We start from the raw sequence: 18656 nt of genomic DNA, 5'->3' as shown, positions 1-18656 counted from the left end.
GCATGCTGATCGGCATCCCGGCGCTGCTCGGCCCGGAGTTTCTGGCGATATTGCGCGCCATGGGCCATGGCGACGAGATCGCCTTGGTCGACGGCAACTACCCGGCCGAGCAGCAGGCACAGCGGCTGATCCGCGCCGACGGTCATCATCTCGTTCCGGTGCTCGATGCGGTATTGAGCGTATTGCCGGTCGACGACGCCGTGCCGCAGGCGCTGTTTCGCGCTTCGGCCAAAGGCGATCCCCTGCTCGCCGATCCGGTTCACCATGAGATGGAAGCGATCTGCGCCAGCCGTGCGCCGGGCCGCAAGGTGGTTGCGCTTGCCGGCGCCGACTTTTATGCACGGGTCAAGGCCGCACACGCGATCGTCGCGACGAGCGAGCCGCGGCTTTATGCCAACATCATCATTCGCAAGGGCGTGATCTATCCGCCGGAAAGCAAGACTTCATGATCCTCTGCTGTGGCGAAGCCCTGATCGATATGCTGCCGCGGACCACGACGGAGGGCGAGTCGGCCTTCGCGCCCTATGTCGGCGGTGCCGTCTTCAACTCGGCAATTGCGCTTGGCCGGCTCGGCGCGCCCGCTGCCTTCTTCTCCGGCCTGTCGTCGGATCTGTTCGGGGGCCAGCTCAGGGAGGCACTGGGAGCCAGCAAGGTCAGTTCCACCTATGCACACACCTCGCCGCGCCCGACTACGCTCGCCTTCGTGCGGCTCAACAACGGCCAGGCGACCTACACCTTCTATGACGAAAACACCGCCGGGCGCATGCTGACCATCGAGGACCTGCCGGAACTCGGCAGCGAGATCGAGGCCATGCTGTTCGGCGCCATCAGCCTGATCTCGGAGCCGGCCGGGTCGGCCTATGAAGAGTTCATGCGACGCGAGCATGAGCGCCGAGTGATGATGCTCGACCCCAACATCCGGCCAAACTTCATTCCCGACAAGGCCAAGCACCTCAGGCGCATCCGCGGCATGATGGCGATGGCCGACATCGTCAAATTGTCGGACGAGGATCTGAACTGGTTCGGCGAAGCCGGCTCGCATGAGGACGTCGTGCGCAACTGGCTGGAGCGCGGCCCGAAGCTGATCGTGGTCACCCACGGCAGCGAGGGCGCAGTCGGCTACAGCAGCCGGCACCGGGTCACGGTCGTGCCGGACAAGGTCGAGGTGGTCGATACGGTCGGCGCCGGCGACACATTCAATGCCGGCATCCTTGCCTCCTTGCACGAACAGGGCCTGTTGTCGAAGACGGCAATCGCCAGCCTGCCGGAAGAAGCCATCCATAAGGCGCTGACGCTCGGCGCGAAAGCCGCGGCTGTGACGGTCTCGCGGGCCGGCGCCAACCCGCCATGGCGGCATGAAATCGCCTGACCGGCTGGCAACACGCTCAAGCACCTGTCTGCCGCGATCACTTTATGTTTCGTCGACCCGGCGGGACGGGCTGTGAAGGTCCATATCGAGCCGGCCGAAGCCCGGATTTCCCCGCGTTTAAGAGGGCAGGTCGGAAGTCAGCGGTAACAGGCTGCGACATTTGAGCAATTCAGGGTTTTGCCCTGCGGCTTTCTCGGCCGTGCCAAGTCTGCTACCAGCGGCCGGTTATCTGACTAAACCGTTTGAGGCCGACATGCAGTTCATCGATCTTGGCGCGCAGCGCGAACGCATCCGCGACAGGCTGAAAGCGGCAATCGACCGGGTCGTCGACGAAGGCCGCTATATCCTCGGACCTCAGGTCACCGAATTCGAAAACAAGCTCTCCGCCTATATCGGCACCAAGCACGTGGTCGCTTGCGCCAACGGCACCGATGCGCTGCTGTTGCCGCTGTTTGCCGCCGGCATCGGCCCGGGCGACGCGGTGTTCGTGCCGAGCTTCACTTTTGCCGCCACGGCCGAAGTGGTGGCGCTGACCAAGGCCGAACCGGTGTTCGTCGATGTCGATGCCGACAGCTACAACATCGACACCGCCAGCCTCGAGGCAGCAATCGCCATGATCAAGGCGGAAGGCCGGCTGAGGCCGAAGGCAATCATTCCCGTCGACCTGTTCGGCCTCGCCGCCGATTACGAGGCGATCATGGCCATCGCCGATCGCGAAGGCCTGATGGTCATCGAGGATGCGGCGCAGGCGACCGGGGGCTCGGCCGATGGCAAGATGTGCGGCTCGTTCGGCACCGTCGGCTCGACCAGCTTCTATCCGGCAAAGCCGCTCGGCTGCTATGGCGACGGCGGTGCGATGTTCACCAATGACGATGCGCTGGCCGAACAGCTGCGCTCGTTCGCCTTTCACGGCAAAGGCGAAACGCAATACGACAATGTCCGCGTCGGCATCAATTCACGGCTCGACACGCTTCAGGCGGCGATCCTGATAGAGAAGCTGGCCATCCTCGAGGACGAGATGGTGGCGCGGCAAGCGGTCGCCAATCGCTATGCCGAAGGTCTCGGCGATATCGTCAAGGCGGCACGCAATCTGGGCGGCGGCCGCTCGGCCTGGGCGCAATACGCCATCGAAACGCCGAAACGCGACGGGCTCAAGGCACATCTCGGTGAAAAGGGCATTCCGTCGGTCATCTACTATGTGAAACCGCTGCACAGCCAGATTGCCTATCGCGACTATCCGCGCACGCCGACCGGCCTTGCCGTTTCGGAAGAGCTGCCGAAGCGCATCCTGTGCCTGCCGATGCATCCCTATCTGAGCGAGGCTGACCAGGACCGGATCATCGAAACGATCCGTAACTATATCGGCTCGAATTCGGCGCATGTAGCAGCGGCATAATTCGAAAGCTTCGAAGCGTGGTCGCGGATTACATCGACGAGTTCATCATGTTCTGCGCCGGGTTGTGGATGGCTGGCGTCGGCTTCGGATTTTTCTCGGACCCCTCTCAAGCTCGCCCGGGCCAACGGCAGGCATGGTGGACCAACTTTGGAACCCATTTTAAATGGATGGGGCCGCTGTTGCTCCTCATCGCGATAGTGCTCGCATTCGCGGCGCCTTCCTAGATGCGCTCGCGCCGGCAACAGGCTCGCCATTGACGGCATCGCTGATCAACAACGGACCGTTCACCTCAAACTGGGCCGTCGGTACCGATTTCGGGATGCTTTGCTCCGCGTCGAAGCATAGTCTGCACCTGTCTTCCCTCTAGGCTGGCTATTTCATGAAGAAGATTGGTTTCCTCTCGTTCGGGCACTGGACGCCCTCGCCGCAATCACAGACGCGGACGGCAGCCGATGCGCTTTTGCAGTCCGTCGAGCTGGCCGTCGCGGCCGAGGAGCTGGGTGCGGACGGCGCGTATTTCCGCGTGCATCACTTCGCGCGCCAGCTCGCCTCGCCCTTCCCGCTGCTGGCAGCGGTTGGGGCGAAGACCAGCCGAATCGAGATCGGCACGGCGGTGATCGACATGCGTTACGAGAACCCGCTCTATATGGCGGAGGACGCCGGCGCCGCCGACCTAATCGCCGGAGGGCGTCTGCAACTGGGCATCAGCCGCGGCTCGCCGGAGCAGGTAATCGAGGGATGGCGCTACTTCGGCTACGCCCCGCAAGAGGGCGAGAGCGATGCCGACATGGCCCGCAGACACACCGGAGTGCTGCTCGAAGTGTTGCTGGGCAAAGGCTTTGCGCAGCCCAACCCGCGGCCGATGTTTCCCAACCCGCCTGGCCTGCTTCGCGTCGAGCCGCACTCGGAGGGCCTGCGCGAGCGCATCTGGTGGGGCGCCGCCACAAACGCCACCGCTGAATGGGCGGCGAAACTGGGGATGAACCTGCAGAGCTCCACGCTCAAATTCGATGAGGGGGGAAAGCCGTTTCACATCCAGCAGGCCGAACAGATCCGGGCTTTTCGTGAGGCCTGGAAGGCGGCCGCACACACGCGCGAGCCGCGGGTGTCGGTCAGCCGGAGCATTTTTGCGCTTGTCGACGATCGCGACCGGGCCTATTTCGGCGGCAACCAAAGCGGAGATCATTTCGGCTATATCGAGGCAGACAGGCTTGCCGTGTTCGGCCGCTCCTATGCCGCCGAGCCGGACGTCCTGATCGAGCAGCTAAAGGGCGACGAAGCCATCGCCGAGGCCGACACGCTGCTGCTCACCGTCCCCAATCAGCTCGGCGTCGACTACAATGCCCACGTCATCGAGGCGATCCTGACCCATGTCGCTCCGGGCTTGGGCTGGCGCTGACGAGTTTGAGCAATCGACCGCAGGAGGCAGGAACCTCCCCTCCCGGCCCCGCTCAGGAACCGAACAGCCGCCTGTCCCAATACACGGGCTGATGCAGGCTGGCGGTGATCAAGGCAAACTCCGGATGGGCCGGATTGATCAACACGTTGTTGTCGAGGCGAGCCACGACGCTTGGCACGATTACGATCGCGCTGCGGCGCTCGATACACCAAGTCTCACCGAATTCCTTGCTCACCTTTGCCGGCATTACGTCCCAACCCGGCAGCGACGGCTGAGAAAAGGTCTCGTAGCTCAGCCCGCGCGGAACCATGATCTGGACGTAGTGCTGGTTGGGCGGCAGTCTGCCGCTGCCGTGCACTAGCTTTTCCAGCAAGGCAGTCGAATAATGCTCGCTGGCGTAGATCACCGGGCTGCCGGGCGTGTTCCAGCGGCCGGGCGCAATCGTCGAGCCCGTCGCGTCAAAGATCGGATAAGTGCCGGCAGGATCGCCGATCCTGAAGCACAGCAGCGTCCGATCGAGTATCTGCGCCGTCAAGCGGCGGTGCCGTACTTCAGGCCTGCAAGGATATCGATCACCAGCTCGGCGCCGATCTCGTTTTGGATGACCATTTCGATCGGGCGCCGGTCTTCCAGCATGGGATGAGGCCGAAATAGAAAGTCACGAGCCTCATCTTCGACCTTCCAGACGTCGAGGGCCAAGTCCCATACACGAGCAACTCGTGCCACCCGCATGCCCTCTTCCGAAGACAGTCGAAGAGCACCCCTCTTGCGACGTTCATAGGTTGCCTTTGGAACGAGGCGATATTTGAACTGGGCATCGGCCGGTGCCAGCAATTGTGAGACGCGTTCGAGCGCGCCGATGGGCAATCCGTCCTCAATTCGAGCCATCAGCCCGAATGGCGACCGTGCAGCCGTTTCCTTGGGCGGCAAGCCCAGCACGTCGGCGACATTTCCGAACGCCAGCATCATCACTGCCTCCTCATGTGAAGCATGATATACCTTCATGTGAGACTACGCGCAAGTGGGCTGCAGTCTCACGGCTGCTTTCCGTCGGCTCGTTTCAGCATCGTGAATGCGCGACTGATCCGTTGCAGCGCTGTGGCGTTGGCCAGCACTGCGTAAAGCGCGAACCCACCCGCCAGAATCCAGGGCGATGCCGCGCCCAGGGCGGCCGCGACTCCGTCGGCGGCGAGCAGCACGCAAATGAAAACCAGACGTTCCATCCGCTCGAAGAAATCCGGCCAACCATGGTTTTCCACAGGGATTTCCAGCGCCGTCCGCGCCTTGGCGTAACTTGTGAGTATCCCGCCGGCGAACGCGAACATTGCGATCGCCCACAGATCGGCGACCCAGCCGATAGCCGCAAAGACGGCCAATTCCTGATAGCGGTCGACGACAGCGTCGAAATAGCCACCGGCCTTGGTGATCATATTTGTTCGGCGGGCGACAGCACCGTCCAGCGCATCGAAGGTGAAGGCAAACGCCAGGCAAAGGCCAAAGGCAAGGCTTGAATGGTGATAGACGTAGGCCGCCGACGACAAAGCGACTAGCACGAGCCCACTGGCCGTAACCTGGTTCGGCGTCATGCCGATCCCGATCAGCGGAGAGGCGGCCTGCTCCCATAGCGGGTCGATGCGACTTTTCATGAGACCGGCGATCATGGCGGCTCCTCTGACGATGTCGTTTCACCGAGCTTTACCAGCAATTTGCGGGTTTGTTCCACCGTCGCTACCGTTCCAATTGGTCAAAGCGGGCCGAGACCGGGCTCAGCAACATTCCAACTCGCCGCAACAGCGATTTCTTTCGGCGAATGCGGCCGGCGGATTAAGGCGCTCGCCAGGCTGACGGAGCAGATCGGCCGACGGTCTGGCGGTCGCACCCGAACGATGTGACTATGATTGTTTGCCATCCTCGGAAAGCCGGCCGAAACTCGATGCATAAATTTCCACCCAAGTTCGCCTACGTGCTCGCGACCTCTCTTGGCGCGGGATTATCTCCAATATGGCCGGGCACGGCCGGCGCAATGGTTGGAGTGGCTGTTGCCGCAGCTCTGATACCGGCATCGCCTTGGCTGACCGTGCTTGCCTATGCGGCCCTGTTCGCCGTCGGCGTATGGGCGTCGTCGCATGTCATCTCCCGTACCGGGACGGAGGACCCGCAGATCGTCGTCATCGATGAGACCTTCGGCGCCGCCGTGACACTTTCCATGCTTCCGATCGACCCACTCTGGTGGGCAGCAGGCTTCCTTGCTTTCCGGTTTTTCGACGTCGTCAAGCCTTGGCCCATCCGTATCATGCATGACAAGGTAAGGGGTGGGGCCGGCATCATGCTGGACGACGCGGCCGCGGCTGTCGTCGCTGGGGCGTTGCTGCTCCTGCTGAACGGTTTGATTGACCATTTGCGGTAATGGCGACATTCGGTCTGCCAAGGCCACGGTGGTCCATCGGAGTTTAGCGCCACAAGGGAAGACCGGACCGATGCGAAGCCATGGGATCGCGGCCATTCCAGGCGATGGGATCGGCAAGGGAGTCGTAGCGGCCGGGCTTTGTGCGCTGGCCGTCTGCGCCCTTGGCATCGCCCGCATTCGCGGCGACGACATCGGCGTGCCAGAACGCAGGAGGCATCCGCCGCTCACCGATGGTGTTCGTGTGCCTGCGTGCGGAAACCAAACCCGTCAATTGTTTCGATCAGCACCTGTACGGATCAGGCACACCGTGCGATGACCGCCACGCGACAAAGCCGTCCGGCCTGACCAAGACAGCACCGCCGCTTTCAACCTCGGGCGCGGAAGGCACCGATGGTCCAAGTCAATCAGATCCCCATTGGCACCCAAGGCGTGGCAGGTCAGCGGCATACGGAGGCGTTGGCTTACGGCGTCAGCAGCCTGACACCATGCTTCGTCGCCGCAGAGGAGAAGAAGGTCGCGATCGCACAAATCGAGACTCGAAATCTGCTGGCCGGCGCGCTCGACCGCGAAATGCGGTAAACGCGTGCCAGGGCGACCTGACAGCTCCGTGGATTTTTGGAACGGTGATCGTCCGGAGTGGATTCCCGAGCCACGATGCCTGCAGTGTAGCGCTGGCCAAATACCACGTCGTAATCCTCGACGATCGCAACCGGAGGAGGCAACCGCTTCGACGGATCGTCGAACCATTTCTGTAGGCGGGCGAGCGCTTGCGCCAACGTAGCCTCGATGACCGGCCGGCGCTCAATGTCATAGCTATCCAGCAACGAGGGATCGGCATGACCGCGTGCTACTACTGCAAGCTTCCGGGCAAGGTTATATGCGTCGTGGATGCCTGAATTGCCACCGAAAGCGCCTGTTGGGGGCGTCACATGTGCGGCATCCCCTATAAGGAACGCGCGGCCTCGCCGGAATTGGCGTGCTGTCAATGCGGCCACTTACCAGGAGCGCGCCTAGCCTGACGCAGCGCCGCGTCAGGAAGGGGCCACTGCAACGAAAAGCGATTGTCCTTGCCTTTCGATGCGGAACAGGATGGGCTTTTTCTGCTGGCGGGATTTCGTCGACTCTTGCTGGACATCCGACGGCTGCGTCACGTTGCGGTTGTTGGCCGAGACGATGACGTCACCAGGCCGAAGGCCGTTCTCGGCGGCGGGGCTATTTGGCGCCACCTCCTGGATAAACACCCCGGTGGTACCCGGCTGGAGACCGAGTTGTTGACGCGCCTCGTCCGGAATGGGGCTGAGCGACAGTCCGAGCCGTTGGCCCGCCGCTTCCGGACTCGGAACGGCACCGGTCTGCACCTCCTCGTCCTTGCGTTGACCGACGGTCAGCTCCACCTCCTGCTCGGAGCCGCCGCGGTTCCTTGTCAACGTCGCTTTCGACCCTGGCTTTTCGTTCGCTGCCGCCAGCGTCAAGTCATGGACGCCCTGGATGTCTTTGCCGTTGAACCGGGTGATTACATCTCCCGATTGTAAGCCGGCCTTCTCCGCCGGACTGCCGGGCTCGACCGAGGCGACCAGCGCCCCCTTGGTGCTCGATATGCCAAGTGCCTGGGCAATCGACGGCGTCACCTCCTGGAGACGCACTCCGATGAACCCGCGCTCGATCCGGCCGGTGCGGATCAGCTGATCGGCAACGCTTCGTGCGGTTCGGGACGGCACGGCGAAACCGATGCCTATGCTGCCGCCAGACGGAGAGACGATGGCTGTATTGACCCCGATCACTTCGCCGCGCGCGTTAAACAGGGGGCCGCCCGAATTGCCTCTATTGATCGAGGCGTCTGTCTGGAGGAAATCGTCGTAAGGGCCGGCTTGGATGTCGCGCGAGCGGGCGGAAAGAACGCCGACGGTCACGGTTCCCCCGAGGCCGAAGGGACTGCCAATCGCGATCGTCCAGGCCCCCGGCTGCATTGCGTCAGAGTCACCCCAGGCGGTGGTCGTCATGTTGGGGCGTGGATCGACCTTCAGCACCGCGATGTCGGTTGCTGGATCGCGGCCCACAAGTCGAGCGGGCGAAGTCTCCTTATCGGAGAATACGACGCGGATTTCGGTGGAGTCGGCCACGACATGATTGTTGGTGACGATGTAGCCCTCGGGACTGACCACGAAGCCGGAGCCAAGGGCTTCTCGCACCTGCGGCTGGGCAGGCCCGCGGCTGTCGAAGGGGTTGAGAAAATCGTCGAGCATCGTTTGGTCCTGGATGATCTGCCTTGTCGTGATCGCGACCACGGCCGGCAGCTTCTGACGCACGATTGCGCTGAAGTCGTTCGGGATTTCCTGTGCTGAAACCGGAGCAAAGCCACCAGCCGAGAGCATCAAAATTCCTGCGACGAAGCCAATGCACAGTCGCTTCCTGGAAATGTAAGACATGATTGGTTCTCCTGCCCGACCGCCCTGGCGCTGCTGCGCGACTTGTCCCAGACGCAAGAACTGACATTCACGGCGATTGTTTCACCGGTTCGAAAAAATGTTGATGGTGGGCTGAACTGCGAAAATGTGGCCTTGCGGGGCCATTGAAATTTGCTCGCAACTCTCCGAAATTTTGGCTGGTGGAAATCGCGAGAGCCACCAAACATGACGTCAACAAAGGAGACTATTCAAAGCGGAGGACCATCGATGGAAGGAGCCATTTCGACGAGTTTTCCCTCAATCGGGCCCGTGGGACCTGATGTTTTTCTTGACCGGTTGCTCCATCCGGCATGGCATTTCGAGCGACCTCAGGACGTGCTGACTGACGTGACGCTGGACGTCCAGGAGAAGCGTGCAATTCTTTCGTCATGGGCATCGGATGCCTGTGCAGTGGAATCGGTGCCGGCGCTGCGCATGCCGCCGGGAGCAACCGAACCGGTCAGCTTCGATGCCATCATGGACGCGTTGCGCCAACTGGATCAATTGGAGAAGCTTCCCGGCGCCGGTCGGGGTCGTGAGATTGACAGCATCGCGGTCACCGGTTTTACAGCATCGGTCGATCGACCTTGAGCGGAGCGCGGCCACGCTCTTCATCCGAGGCATCCGCCCACCGGCGAGGTCCTGCCGGCGGGCGGGATAGACGTGTTCTTCTGCGACCATTCGTCTGGCTGAAAATTTTCCTATAACGCCCTTGAATCCGTAAAGCACTGTTATAAATACCTAATCGCCGGTCGCCAGATGGGGCCGGCGCAAGTCCAGGAGGCGTCAAGGCTCTCTTGGCGTCTCATTGTGTCCATGTTGCTCAAAGGAGGATGTGGCTATGAGGACAAACCTCGATTTTACCCCTCTGTTCCGGTCCAGCATCGGCTTCGACCGCATTTTCAACATGTTGGAAAATGCGAGCCGTGTCACTGCGATAGACAATTGGCCGCCCTATGACATCGCCAAGACTGGTGAGGACGCCTATCGCATCACCATGGCGGTCGCCGGCTTCTCACAGGATCAGCTGACCATCACTCATCAACCTAACCTGCTGGTTGTGAGCGGGTCGCAATCTGGCGACGATGACGGCCAGTATCTCTATCGCGGCATTGCCGGGCGCGACTTCGAGCGTCGGTTCGAACTGGCCGACCATGTGAAAGTCGTCGGCGCCAGCTTGGACAATGGGCTGCTGAACATCGATCTCAAGCGCGAGCTTCCCGAAGAGATGAAGCCGCGCCGCATCGCCATCGCCGGCAGTACGGCAAAGGCGGCGCCTCGGCAGATCGACGCCGCAAAGAACGCAGCCTGAAGTCAGAGTGAATCAGAAGCGACCGGCACCGGCAATCGCCCGGTGCCGCGCGGTTGAACGTGGAGGTGAATGAAGATGAACATGCGTGACCTTATCCCGTGGGGCCGCAACAACAACCAGGCCCCGAGCATCTATAGCGGTGGCGACCCGTTCCTTTCGCTTCACCGCGAGGTAAACAGGCTCTTTGACGATATGTTGAGGAGCTTCGAGACGCGCTTGCCTGCTGCGGGACAGCTTTCGCCTTTCGATAGCGGCTGGCCGAAGGTGGAGATTTCGGAGTCGGATAATGAGCTTCGCGTCACCGCCGAAGTCCCCGGTATGGAGGAGAAGGATATCGAAGTCCTGCTTGAGGAGGACGTGCTGACCCTGCGTGGCGAAAAGCGGTCGGAGACCGACGAGAAGGACTACTCCGAGCGCTTCTACGGTCGCTTCGAGCGGCGCATACCCCTCGGCTACGAGGTCGAGGACGACAAGGTCAAGGCGTCCTTTGCCAACGGCGTCCTGACCCTGACGCTACCGAAGAACCCGAACGCGCAGTCGAAGGTGAAGCGCATCCCGATCACCCACTGACGCATGGAACCAAGTCGGAGGCGGCAGGCCGCTGCCTCCGGGGCATCCTTCGCCAAAAAAGGGAGGGATGAGTGATGCAGAAGCAAGAAAGAGAAGTCACACCTATCTTAGAAAATCTCGGACCGGCAAACGACAAACGCGGGCGAGCGCCGTCGTTCGGCCGATCGGAGTTCCCGCGTGATGCGGTCGCACGAATCTACAAGCCTTGCCGCTCAGTCATGACCTCGGGCCGTGCGCGGCCGAAGGGCTGGCGGCTGGTGTTCGAGCGGCGTACTGCGCCGGTCATTGAACCGCTGATGGGCTACACCGGAAGCGGTGACACGCTGAGCCAGGTGGAGCTCGATTTTCCGACGGCTCAGGCGGCCATCGACTATGCCGAACGCCAGGGGCTTGCCTTCGCGGTTCAAGGAAGCCCGGCGGCCGAAAAGTCCAGTGTCGAATCTTCTGATGCGGACAAGCGCCTGCAGGCCGGCGCAGACGTTGTCTGGAACCCCCTCCAGTTGGCTTTGCTGGAGAGCAGACACGGCGGGGTTTCGCAGGCGCCTCATTATGGACCGGCGCTGACGGACCCGGAGGCGTTTTATGCATCGCCGATGGACGTGGTCGTCGATCCTCTTCTGACAGCCGACGAGAAACGCGCCATCCTGCGAAACTGGGCATGGAACGAGTATCTGGTCGATCTCGCGACGGCCGAGGGGATGCCGGAAAACGCGCGTCCGACACGGCTCGACGAAGTGGAATTGGCCCTGCTCGCACTGGAGCCAGTTACGGCTGCGAACCTGGCCGTTTCCATTCCTCAACAGAAGCAGAAGGCAATGTGAGGTGCCGTCATGGATCCGCTGATCGTGCTCGATTGTGAAAATACCGTGCCGAACCGTTTCGCACTGGCCGTCGCCGCGGCGGGGCGGGCTCGCGCGCTCAGCCGGGGCTCTGAGCCTCGCCTGTCCGACAAAGTGACCGTGCCCGTCGAACTCGCCCTGCGCGAGATCGCCGGCAACCGCTTCCAGCCCGACGAGGTCAAGCCCTTCGTTCTGGCCGGTTCGGTTCCGCGCGATGCCGGGTTCGGCCCGGCCGACGAAGAAAGCTTCGCGGTGGCGAGGGGCAATCCCTGGCTGCCGCACCCGCCTTCGCTCAGAGGGCGGTGCACTGACAATGTCCGGAAAGGAGGATGAACAATGGAGAAATGGCTGAAAAATGAAAAACGTCCGGTGATCGATATCGTCAATGTGATCGCCGGCATAGCACTGGTCCTGTCGCCTTGGTATCTCGGCTTTGCGGCTGAACCCCATGCGGCCTGGAACGCCTGGATCGCCGGTGCGGTGATCGCCCTTATCGCCGTGGGTGCGCTGGTTGCGTTCCATGCCTATGAGGAATGGGCAAACCTGGTGGTTGGGCTGTGGACGCTGATCTCGCCTTGGGCCCTCGGTTTTTCGGCCCTGGCAGCGGCCATGTGGGCTCATGTGATCGTGGGCGTCATCGTGGCAGCCCTGGCTGCCGGAAGCCTCTGGTTCTTCGGCGACCGTCCGCTTTCAACGGCCTGACCAGCATCTCCGGCGGGCCCGGATTTCCGGGCCCTTTTTTCAACCCCCATGGATGCGGCCTGCCGTTGCAGGCGTTGCGGCCAGGCACATCGGTCGCCGAAACACAGAGCCGCCTTTTCACCGACGTGTATTAAGCCGGATCTCGCCCTGCATTTGCGGCTCGTGATTTCCTGTGCTGGGCGCGCGGGGAAGAAAGAGATGAACGCTTGTTCCCTCGCCGACCGCACTCTCGATCCGAACATGGCCCCCAGACTGCTTGATGAAGCCGTAAACCTGGCTAAGCCCAAGTCCGGTTCCGCGGCCATCCGCCTTGGTGGTAAAGAACGGCTCGAACACTTGGGCCAGGACCTCCTTGCTCATCCCGCACCCCGTATCGCTGACCGTGACCCGAACGAAAGAAGCAGCCAGAGCGGCCACGTCTTCGATGTCGTCGGGAGTGTCGCTGGTCTCGATCGCCAGCGTGCCCCTGCCGGCCATCGCGTCCTTGGCATTCACAGCCAGGTTCAGGATGGCGACGTCCAGCTGATTGGCGTCGACGAGGACAGGGCCAAGTGCCGGATCCAGCTCAAGGCTGATGCGGATCCCGTTCCCCAGCGTCCGCTCCAGCAGCATCGTGACGGCTTCGATTCGTCCATTCAGGTCGATCGTCTCCGGATACAGCGACTGTCCGCGAGAGAACGCGAGCAATTGCTGCGTGAGTGCACCGCCGTTTTGCGTTCGTTTGAGCAACTCTTCGATCAAAATCGCGGTGTTCGGATTGGCAGGATCCTCGCGCAGCTGCTTCTGAAGCAGTCGCAGCCCCGATTCGAACACCGCGAGCAGATTGTTGATGTCGTGAACGATGCCGGCAGCGAGCCGGCCGATCGCTTCGAGCTTTTGTGATTGACGTCGACGCTCCTGCTGCGCGCGTTGCGCGGAGACGTCGCGAACACTGGCAAGCAGCGCCGGTCTACCGTCCCAGCTAAGCTCAACCGTCCGCATTTCCACTTCGGCTGGTGCTCGATTGGGCCTGTGGACGGTGATTTCCGTGGTTTCACGCGATATGACCGGCCGCCCGAGGGGAATGTGGACGAGATCGGCAGCCCGATAACCGAAGATCGCGGCGGCCGCCGGATTTGCATAAAGCACCGTTCCCGACAGATCGACGACGAGAACCCCGTCGGCCGTGGTTTCGATCAGCCGTCGGAAGTCAAGCTGGCTGATGCCCGCCAGACTTGCGTCGCTGTATTGGTCCAAGATTTCGGCTGCGCCGCGCGCCATCTCAACGCTCCTCACGCCGAGGACGCGGCGGAGTCGCCGAACACGTCCGGTGCGCCGTCGAAGGGCTGACCGAGATGCATGCCGGCGCCGTCGATTGTGAAGCGCCGAATCTGCTTGTCATGCTCGCTGCCGCGCATTTTCAGCACCATGATCCCCCGATGCATGAAATCCCCTTCCTGGATGTACCGCAGCAGGATGATAGAGTCCGTGAGGGTTGAAATATGCTGTTCGCTGGCACTCTGGCCGCCGACGAGCGATTTGTTGGTGGCCGTGCAAAGGCCAGCGATCTCGTGTTTCTTGATGAAGGAAGTGAGGCTGATCAGGAATTCACGGAAACCGATCTCTGGTGCGATCCGTTCCAATGCCGACAGGCTGTCGATAGCGATCCGGTCAGGGTTGAACTCCTCAACGAGCTCGCGGATCATCAACAGGTGGTCCGGCAAGTTCTGCGCTTCCGGGTAAATGCAAACGACCTTAAGCCGGCCATCCGCCTCCATGGCCTCGAAATCGACGCCCCAGCCGCGCGCATGCGGAACAGCTGGCCGCGGCTCTCTTCGTAGCCGACCAGCAAGGCACGTTCGCCAGCCGCTGCGCCGCCTGCCAGAAAGTTTGTCACCAGCAGCGTCTTTCCGGTGCCCGTCGCACCGCTGACGAGGGTGACGCTGTCGCGGAAAAATCCACCGCCACACATCCTGTCGAGTTCCGGATTGCCGCTCGTCACCCGTTTGGTGCTGGATTGCTGCTCGAGCCGCAACGAAGACAATGGCACCGCCACTATGCCTTGCTTCACCACAAGCGTGATCGGCACCTCGCCCTCGACGTGGCGGCTGCCCCGCATCTTGAGAACTTCGATCGTGCGCCTGCGCCGCTCGCGGTCGAGTGCGTTGCGCAGGATTACCACATTGTCGGCAACGAACTCCTCGATCCGGTGGCGGGAGATCTCGCCATACTCGCTGTTGCGTTCGGCGGTCATCAGCACCGTCAAACCATCCCTCTTTAGCGCCGTCGCGATGCGAAGGAGCTCCCGACGCACCGATGTCTGCTCCGCCACGAAGTGGTCGAACAGCTGCGTGACGGAATCCAGCACGATGCGCTTCGCCGCGGCCTGTCGCGCAGCGTGCAGGACACGCGTCAGCAAACCTGACAAATCGAAATTGCCGATAATCATCTGGTCGTGGTCACGCGGGCTGGCGTCGACGAAGACCAGCTTGTTCATCTCGCGCCAACGGCGGATGTCCCAGCCGAAGCTGGCCATGTTGACCTCGATCTCGACCGGCGATTCCTCGAACGTGACGAAGACGCCGGGCTCGTCGAGCACGGTGATGCCGTGGGCCAAAAACTGCGTCGCAAACACAGTCTTGCCACTGCCCGGCGTGCCTCCGACGATGGTGGTGCGCCCGCGCGGCAGGCCGCCCATCACAAGATCGTCGAATGCCTCGATACCGGTCCTGACGCGTTCGAGCACAGGATCGATGAGGATCTCTTCAGCTGTGGTCATAGCCACTGTCCTTCTTGCGATAACCGAAATAGTCGAGAACCTGAGCGATGTTGCTGATGTCGCCAATCAGCCGGCGCGGAGGAGTGGTTGACTCATCCGAGAGCGTCGGCGTCGCCAGAATGCCGGCCCTTTCCGCCTCTTCAGGATGCGCGAGGACGTCGACGACCTGGATTTCGATATCGCCGGCCAACTCCTCCACGATCCTCAGACGGCTTTCCAGCGCCCGGCGGGCGCCCGGCCCATCGCCGGCGACATAGAGTCGAAGCAGGCCGTTGGCCCCTGGATTGGACCGGTCACCGACGCTCATGTTCACGCCTTGCTGCAGGGAGTTGCAGTTTTTGGCGTGCACGAGGCGCCACGCCGGGGAATCCAGTCGCCGGCATTTTTCTTCCCTCAGCAGCCGTCGGTCTGCCTGGAAGCCGATGCACCACGGCTCGCGCTCGGTGAGGCCTGGATCAGCGCCCCTGTGCAATGTGTAGATAGCCGCGCCCGCCTCGTCTGCGCACTTGTGAACATTTCTCCGCGCCGTCCGTTGTAAACGCCGCCATTTGGAAGGAGGAGCGCGATGGAGAACCCTCGAAAACAACCAGACCCGATCGGAAACAACCTGCTTCGGGCCCTCAGAGCCGACGACTGGGAGATCCTGGAACGGAGGCTCGAACAATGGTCGGCGCCCGCCGGGACCTTGCTGCACGAGCCAGGCGATGCAGTCCGTTACGCCTACTTCCCTCGCGGATCGGCCCTGGTCTCCTACCGCGTCGTGCTGAGCGACGGGCGAGCGATCGAGACGGCGCTCATCGGACGTGAAGGAGCGGTCGGCGGCATCGTCAGTCAAGGGAGACTTCCGGCGTATGCACGGGCCGAAGTTCAACTCGGCGGTTCATTCTTCAGGATCGACCTGCACCATCTCGAAGAAGCCAAATTGCGGTCCTTGACATTGCGTCACCTGTTTGCCCGCTACGCCGATTGCCTGATGGCGCAGGTGTTCCAATCCGTCGCCTGCAGCGCAGCGCATTCGATCGAACAGCGCACGGCAAGATGGCTGTTGGCCGCGACAGAACGGACAGGCGCCGAAAACCTGGCGGTGACGCAGGAACAGCTTGCAACAATGCTGGGGGTCGGCCGCTCCTATCTGAGCCGAGTCATTCGAGACCTGAGGCAGCGCGGCGTCATCGAAACCCGGCGCTCCCGGCTTGCGGTACGCAGTCCAGAAGGGCTGCGCTCGCATGCCTGCGAGTGCAATGCGGCCGTCAGCCATCATTTCAACGACGTCTTGAAGGGGGTCTATCCGGCGGAGGAAAACGGCGTGACAGGGGGGCCGGGCATCCCGCACAGGAAAGGACAATGACCGACCCATTGTCGTCGCCGGCCGGTCTGGGCCTCCCACTTTTTTGCGCCGGACCTGGCCTACACCGATGCCGCGCGGGCTGGGCGACCTATATCCGTTTCCCTGTGGAGGCCGCCATGGACATGAGCAACAGAAAGACCCAGTTCAATATCTGGTACTGGATCGCGGCATTCGTGGGCGTGATGGTCGTCCAGTACATCTATGCCACGACGCAACACGTCGCCCAGATACCGTACAGCCAGTTCGAGGCCCTGCTGAACGCCGGCAAAATCGCCGAGGTGCAGGTTTCGGACCGATTCATCCAGGGCCGCTTCAAGGAGCCGCAAGACGGCAGGCCGCTGTTTATCACCACACGCGTCGAGCCGAACCTCGCCCGTGACCTGCAGGAACACGGCGTCACTGTGACTGGCCAGGTCGAAAGCACCTTCCTGGGCGACCTGCTTTCCTGGGTTGTGCCGGTGGTCGTCTTCTTTGGCCTGTGGATGTTGCTTCTAAGGCGCATGGACGGCGGCGTCGGCGGGTTGATGCAAATTGGCAGGAGCAAGGCCAGAATCTATGTCGAAGCCAATACCGGCGTGACCTTCGACGATGTGGCGGGGGTCGACGAGGCCAAGGCCGAGCTGCAGGAGATTGTGGATTTTCTCAAGAACCCGGGCGAATACGGCCGCCTCGGAGGACGCATGCCCAAGGGCGTGCTGCTGGTCGGGCCGCCGGGGACGGGCAAAACCCTGCTCGCCAAGGCCGTCGCGGGCGAAGCCAAGGTTCCGTTCTTTTCGATCTCCGGTTCGGAGTTCGTCGAGATGTTCGTGGGGGTCGGGGCCGCGCGTGTGCGCGATCTTTTCGAGCAGGCGCGGTCCAAGGCTCCCGCCATCATATTCATCGACGAGCTCGATGCTCTTGGCCGCGCCCGCGGGACCATGGTCGGCGGGCATGACGAAAAGGAGCAGACGCTCAACCAGCTTCTCGTCGAACTCGACGGTTTCGACCCACAGATCGGCGTCGTGCTGCTGGCCGCAACGAACCGTCCTGAAATCCTTGACCCGGCCCTTCTGCGCGCCGGCCGATTCGACCGCCAGGTATTGGTCGACCGGCCCGACAAGCAGGGTCGCATCAAGATCCTGCAGGTCCACATGAGCAAGGCCAAGCTGGCGACGGACGTCGATGCGGAAAAAGTGGCCGCGCTGACGCCCGGTTTCACCGGTGCTGACCTGGCCAATCTTGTGAACGAGGCGACGTTGCTCGCCACGCGCCGCAAGGCGGATGCGGTAACGATGGACGATTTCAACAATGCGGTGGAGCGCATCGTCGCGGGACTGGAGAAGCGCAACCGGCTCCTGAACCCGAAGGAGCGCGAGATCGTCGCCTATCATGAAATGGGTCATGCGCTGGTAGCCATGGCGCTGCCTGGCGTCGACCCGGTGCACAAGGTGTCGATCATACCACGCGGCGTCGGCGCGCTCGGCTACACTATCCAGCGTCCGACCGAGGACCGCTTCCTGATGACACGCGAGGAGCTGGACAACAAGATGGCGGTGCTGCTCGGCGGCAGGGCGGCCGAATGGATCGTATTCGGCCATCTGTCTACCGGAGCCGCCGATGATCTCGCCAAGGTAACCGACATAGCGCGCGCCATGGTGACGCGTTACGGCATGTCGGCAAAACTCGGGCACGTGGCGCTGGAAAAAGACCCACGCTCCTTCCTGAGCCCCAACCCGCTCGCCGGCGGACCGCGCGAGCACGATTACGGCGAAGCCGCCGCCGATGCCATCGACACGGAAGTACGCGACATTGTGGCGGCCGCGTTCGAACGAACCGTCGGCCTGCTCACCGAGCGGCGCGACGTGCTGGAAAGGGCTGCACGCAGGCTGCTCGAGACCGAGACGCTCGACGAGACCGAACTTGCGTCGCTGGTCGGAGACGTCTCGGCGGATCGTGTTGCACGGGATGGGTCTGGTCAGTCGTCGGACAAGAGGAAGCCTGTGCTGCAGCCGGCCAGGACCGCGGCTGCAATCCCCACGCGCGGACCGGGGAAATTTCGGACGCAATGACAATGCCCAGGACTGCTCCCGACGGATGGATCGCCCTTGGAAAGCCGTGCCGCACGCCACGACG

General features: G+C 62.3%; 23 protein-coding genes and 2 pseudogenes. 15 read left to right on the top strand and 10 right to left on the bottom strand.

Features of this window, described 5'->3' with window-relative positions:
• Positions 1-2: 2 nt before the first annotated feature.
• From NKH98_RS28940 to NKH98_RS28920, 5 genes are all read left to right on the top strand, one after another.
• Complete coding sequence (locus NKH98_RS28940) at positions 3-449, top strand: RbsD/FucU family protein (protein ID WP_352647146.1); 447 nt, start codon at positions 3-5, stop codon at positions 447-449.
• On the top strand, positions 446-1369 hold the full coding sequence (locus NKH98_RS28935; protein ID WP_352903620.1) for a carbohydrate kinase family protein: 924 nt from the start codon (positions 446-448) through the stop codon (positions 1367-1369). Before NKH98_RS28940 ends, NKH98_RS28935 begins: the two co-directional genes overlap by 4 nt.
• 253 nt (positions 1370-1622) lie before the next feature.
• A complete protein-coding gene (locus tag NKH98_RS28930; protein ID WP_352802280.1) occupies positions 1623-2765 on the top strand; it encodes a DegT/DnrJ/EryC1/StrS family aminotransferase in 1143 nt (380 codons plus the stop codon).
• 17 nt (positions 2766-2782) lie between these two features.
• Entirely contained in the window at positions 2783-2989 is a 207-nt protein-coding gene (locus NKH98_RS28925) for a hypothetical protein (RefSeq protein WP_352903618.1), read from the top strand.
• A gap of 155 nt (positions 2990-3144) precedes the next feature.
• Complete coding sequence (locus NKH98_RS28920; RefSeq protein ID WP_352903616.1) at positions 3145-4164, top strand: LLM class flavin-dependent oxidoreductase; 1020 nt, start codon at positions 3145-3147, stop codon at positions 4162-4164.
• A gap of 52 nt (positions 4165-4216) precedes the next feature.
• Here NKH98_RS28920 and NKH98_RS28915 read toward each other — a convergent pair whose 3' ends face one another.
• The 3 genes from NKH98_RS28915 to NKH98_RS28905 form a co-directional block, all read right to left on the bottom strand.
• Complete coding sequence (locus NKH98_RS28915) at positions 4217-4699, bottom strand: RES family NAD+ phosphorylase (RefSeq protein WP_352507567.1); 483 nt, start codon at positions 4697-4699, stop codon at positions 4217-4219.
• Positions 4696-5130, bottom strand: a complete 435-nt coding sequence (locus tag NKH98_RS28910; protein ID WP_254819913.1) for an Xre family toxin-antitoxin system antitoxin — start codon at positions 5128-5130, stop codon at positions 4696-4698. Before NKH98_RS28910 ends, NKH98_RS28915 begins: the two co-directional genes overlap by 4 nt.
• Before the next feature lie 68 nt (positions 5131-5198).
• Positions 5199-5825 carry a CDP-alcohol phosphatidyltransferase family protein gene (locus NKH98_RS28905; RefSeq protein ID WP_352647135.1) on the bottom strand — a complete coding sequence of 209 codons (627 nt, stop codon included), beginning with the start codon at positions 5823-5825 and terminating at the stop codon, positions 5199-5201.
• 272 nt (positions 5826-6097) lie between these two features.
• On the opposite strand from NKH98_RS28905, the gene NKH98_RS28900 reads away from it, so the two are divergent.
• The gene (locus tag NKH98_RS28900) at positions 6098-6571 is read left to right on the top strand and encodes a phosphatidylglycerophosphatase A family protein (RefSeq protein WP_352903615.1); all 474 of its coding nucleotides are present in this window, start codon (positions 6098-6100) and stop codon (positions 6569-6571) included.
• Between the two features lie 43 nt (positions 6572-6614).
• Here NKH98_RS28900 and NKH98_RS28895 read toward each other — a convergent pair whose 3' ends face one another.
• The gene (locus NKH98_RS28895) at positions 6615-6842 is read right to left on the bottom strand and encodes a hypothetical protein (RefSeq protein ID WP_352903614.1); all 228 of its coding nucleotides are present in this window, start codon (positions 6840-6842) and stop codon (positions 6615-6617) included.
• A 9-nt stretch (positions 6843-6851) separates the two neighbouring features.
• Positions 6852-6959 (bottom strand): aromatic-ring hydroxylase C-terminal domain-containing protein, encoded by a 108-nt coding sequence (locus NKH98_RS28890; protein WP_352805276.1) that lies wholly within the window; start codon positions 6957-6959, stop codon positions 6852-6854.
• Positions 6960-6961: 2 nt separating this feature from the next.
• Here NKH98_RS28890 and NKH98_RS28885 point away from each other — a divergent pair, with 2 nt between their 5' ends.
• Complete coding sequence (locus NKH98_RS28885; protein ID WP_352903637.1) at positions 6962-7150, top strand: hypothetical protein; 189 nt, start codon at positions 6962-6964, stop codon at positions 7148-7150.
• 200 nt (positions 7151-7350) lie between these two features.
• Here NKH98_RS28885 and NKH98_RS28880 read toward each other — a convergent pair.
• Together NKH98_RS28880 and NKH98_RS28875 are read right to left on the bottom strand one after the other, a co-directional pair.
• Positions 7351-7566: pseudogene (locus tag NKH98_RS28880) on the bottom strand (FAD-dependent monooxygenase); the annotation flags it as partial.
• Between the two features lie 36 nt (positions 7567-7602).
• The gene (locus NKH98_RS28875; RefSeq protein ID WP_352805273.1) at positions 7603-8997 is read right to left on the bottom strand and encodes a Do family serine endopeptidase; all 1395 of its coding nucleotides are present in this window, start codon (positions 8995-8997) and stop codon (positions 7603-7605) included.
• Positions 8998-9243: 246 nt separating this feature from the next.
• Between NKH98_RS28875 and NKH98_RS28870 the strand changes: the two genes are divergently transcribed.
• The 6 genes from NKH98_RS28870 (at position 9244) to NKH98_RS28845 (ending at position 12438) form a co-directional block, all read left to right on the top strand.
• Positions 9244-9606: a hypothetical protein gene (locus NKH98_RS28870; RefSeq protein ID WP_352903613.1), complete on the top strand. Its 363-nt coding sequence runs from the start codon at positions 9244-9246 to the stop codon at positions 9604-9606.
• Positions 9607-9856: 250 nt separating this feature from the next.
• Complete coding sequence (locus NKH98_RS28865) at positions 9857-10327, top strand: Hsp20 family protein (protein WP_352903612.1); 471 nt, start codon at positions 9857-9859, stop codon at positions 10325-10327.
• A 75-nt stretch (positions 10328-10402) separates the two neighbouring features.
• Positions 10403-10897, top strand: a complete 495-nt coding sequence (locus tag NKH98_RS28860; RefSeq protein WP_254819880.1) for an Hsp20/alpha crystallin family protein — start codon at positions 10403-10405, stop codon at positions 10895-10897.
• Positions 10898-10971: 74 nt separating this feature from the next.
• Positions 10972-11718 (top strand): NADH dehydrogenase ubiquinone Fe-S protein 4, encoded by a 747-nt coding sequence (locus tag NKH98_RS28855; protein WP_352903610.1) that lies wholly within the window; start codon positions 10972-10974, stop codon positions 11716-11718.
• Positions 11719-11727: 9 nt separating this feature from the next.
• On the top strand, positions 11728-12069 hold the full coding sequence (gene rpoZ, locus NKH98_RS28850; protein ID WP_352903608.1) for a DNA-directed RNA polymerase subunit omega: 342 nt from the start codon (positions 11728-11730) through the stop codon (positions 12067-12069).
• A 3-nt stretch (positions 12070-12072) separates the two neighbouring features.
• A complete protein-coding gene (locus NKH98_RS28845; protein ID WP_352903606.1) occupies positions 12073-12438 on the top strand; it encodes an SPW repeat protein in 366 nt (121 codons plus the stop codon).
• A 117-nt stretch (positions 12439-12555) separates the two neighbouring features.
• On the opposite strand, the gene NKH98_RS28840 is transcribed toward NKH98_RS28845, so the two are convergent.
• From NKH98_RS28840 to NKH98_RS28830, 3 genes and pseudogenes are all read right to left on the bottom strand, one after another.
• Complete coding sequence (locus NKH98_RS28840; RefSeq protein ID WP_352903604.1) at positions 12556-13698, bottom strand: two-component system sensor histidine kinase NtrB; 1143 nt, start codon at positions 13696-13698, stop codon at positions 12556-12558.
• A gap of 11 nt (positions 13699-13709) precedes the next feature.
• Positions 13710-15115: pseudogene (gene kaiC / locus NKH98_RS28835) on the bottom strand (circadian clock protein KaiC).
• Positions 15116-15182: 67 nt separating this feature from the next.
• A complete protein-coding gene (locus NKH98_RS28830) occupies positions 15183-15503 on the bottom strand; it encodes a circadian clock KaiB family protein (RefSeq protein ID WP_352903603.1) in 321 nt (106 codons plus the stop codon).
• 258 nt (positions 15504-15761) lie between these two features.
• Here NKH98_RS28830 and NKH98_RS28825 point away from each other — a divergent pair, with 258 nt between their 5' ends.
• Positions 15762-16544: a Crp/Fnr family transcriptional regulator gene (locus NKH98_RS28825; RefSeq protein ID WP_352479464.1), complete on the top strand. Its 783-nt coding sequence runs from the start codon at positions 15762-15764 to the stop codon at positions 16542-16544.
• Positions 16545-16660: 116 nt separating this feature from the next.
• Positions 16661-18592 carry an ATP-dependent zinc metalloprotease FtsH gene (ftsH, locus tag NKH98_RS28820; protein WP_352903600.1) on the top strand — a complete coding sequence of 644 codons (1932 nt, stop codon included), beginning with the start codon at positions 16661-16663 and terminating at the stop codon, positions 18590-18592.
• The last annotated feature ends 64 nt before the right edge of the window (positions 18593-18656 follow it).

The organism is Mesorhizobium sp. M0833 (assembly GCF_040319905.1).
Classification (GTDB): domain Bacteria; phylum Pseudomonadota; class Alphaproteobacteria; order Rhizobiales; family Rhizobiaceae; genus Mesorhizobium.
This window is presented reverse-complemented; position numbering and strand designations above follow the sequence as displayed.

Coding starts and splice junctions, on each gene's coding strand:
- rpoZ (WP_352903608.1), top strand. CDS start 11,728: ATGGATCCGCTGATCGTGCTCGATTGTGAAAATACCGTGCCGAACCGT.
- ftsH (WP_352903600.1), top strand. CDS start 16,661: ATGGACATGAGCAACAGAAAGACCCAGTTCAATATCTGGTACTGGATC.
- NKH98_RS28935 (WP_352903620.1), top strand. CDS start 446: ATGATCCTCTGCTGTGGCGAAGCCCTGATCGATATGCTGCCGCGGACC.
- NKH98_RS28900 (WP_352903615.1), top strand. CDS start 6,098: ATGCATAAATTTCCACCCAAGTTCGCCTACGTGCTCGCGACCTCTCTT.
- NKH98_RS28840 (WP_352903604.1), bottom strand. CDS start 13,698: ATGGCGCGCGGCGCAGCCGAAATCTTGGACCAATACAGCGACGCAAGT.
- NKH98_RS28920 (WP_352903616.1), top strand. CDS start 3,145: ATGAAGAAGATTGGTTTCCTCTCGTTCGGGCACTGGACGCCCTCGCCG.
- NKH98_RS28905 (WP_352647135.1), bottom strand. CDS start 5,825: ATGATCGCCGGTCTCATGAAAAGTCGCATCGACCCGCTATGGGAGCAG.
- NKH98_RS28830 (WP_352903603.1), bottom strand. CDS start 15,503: ATGAGCGTCGGTGACCGGTCCAATCCAGGGGCCAACGGCCTGCTTCGA.
- NKH98_RS28860 (WP_254819880.1), top strand. CDS start 10,403: ATGAACATGCGTGACCTTATCCCGTGGGGCCGCAACAACAACCAGGCC.
- NKH98_RS28875 (WP_352805273.1), bottom strand. CDS start 8,997: ATGTCTTACATTTCCAGGAAGCGACTGTGCATTGGCTTCGTCGCAGGA.
- NKH98_RS28885 (WP_352903637.1), top strand. CDS start 6,962: ATGGTCCAAGTCAATCAGATCCCCATTGGCACCCAAGGCGTGGCAGGT.
- NKH98_RS28930 (WP_352802280.1), top strand. CDS start 1,623: ATGCAGTTCATCGATCTTGGCGCGCAGCGCGAACGCATCCGCGACAGG.
- NKH98_RS28845 (WP_352903606.1), top strand. CDS start 12,073: ATGGAGAAATGGCTGAAAAATGAAAAACGTCCGGTGATCGATATCGTC.
- NKH98_RS28825 (WP_352479464.1), top strand. CDS start 15,762: ATGGAGAACCCTCGAAAACAACCAGACCCGATCGGAAACAACCTGCTT.
- NKH98_RS28940 (WP_352647146.1), top strand. CDS start 3: ATGCTGATCGGCATCCCGGCGCTGCTCGGCCCGGAGTTTCTGGCGATA.
- NKH98_RS28865 (WP_352903612.1), top strand. CDS start 9,857: ATGAGGACAAACCTCGATTTTACCCCTCTGTTCCGGTCCAGCATCGGC.
- NKH98_RS28870 (WP_352903613.1), top strand. CDS start 9,244: ATGGAAGGAGCCATTTCGACGAGTTTTCCCTCAATCGGGCCCGTGGGA.
- NKH98_RS28910 (WP_254819913.1), bottom strand. CDS start 5,130: ATGCTGGCGTTCGGAAATGTCGCCGACGTGCTGGGCTTGCCGCCCAAG.
- NKH98_RS28855 (WP_352903610.1), top strand. CDS start 10,972: ATGCAGAAGCAAGAAAGAGAAGTCACACCTATCTTAGAAAATCTCGGA.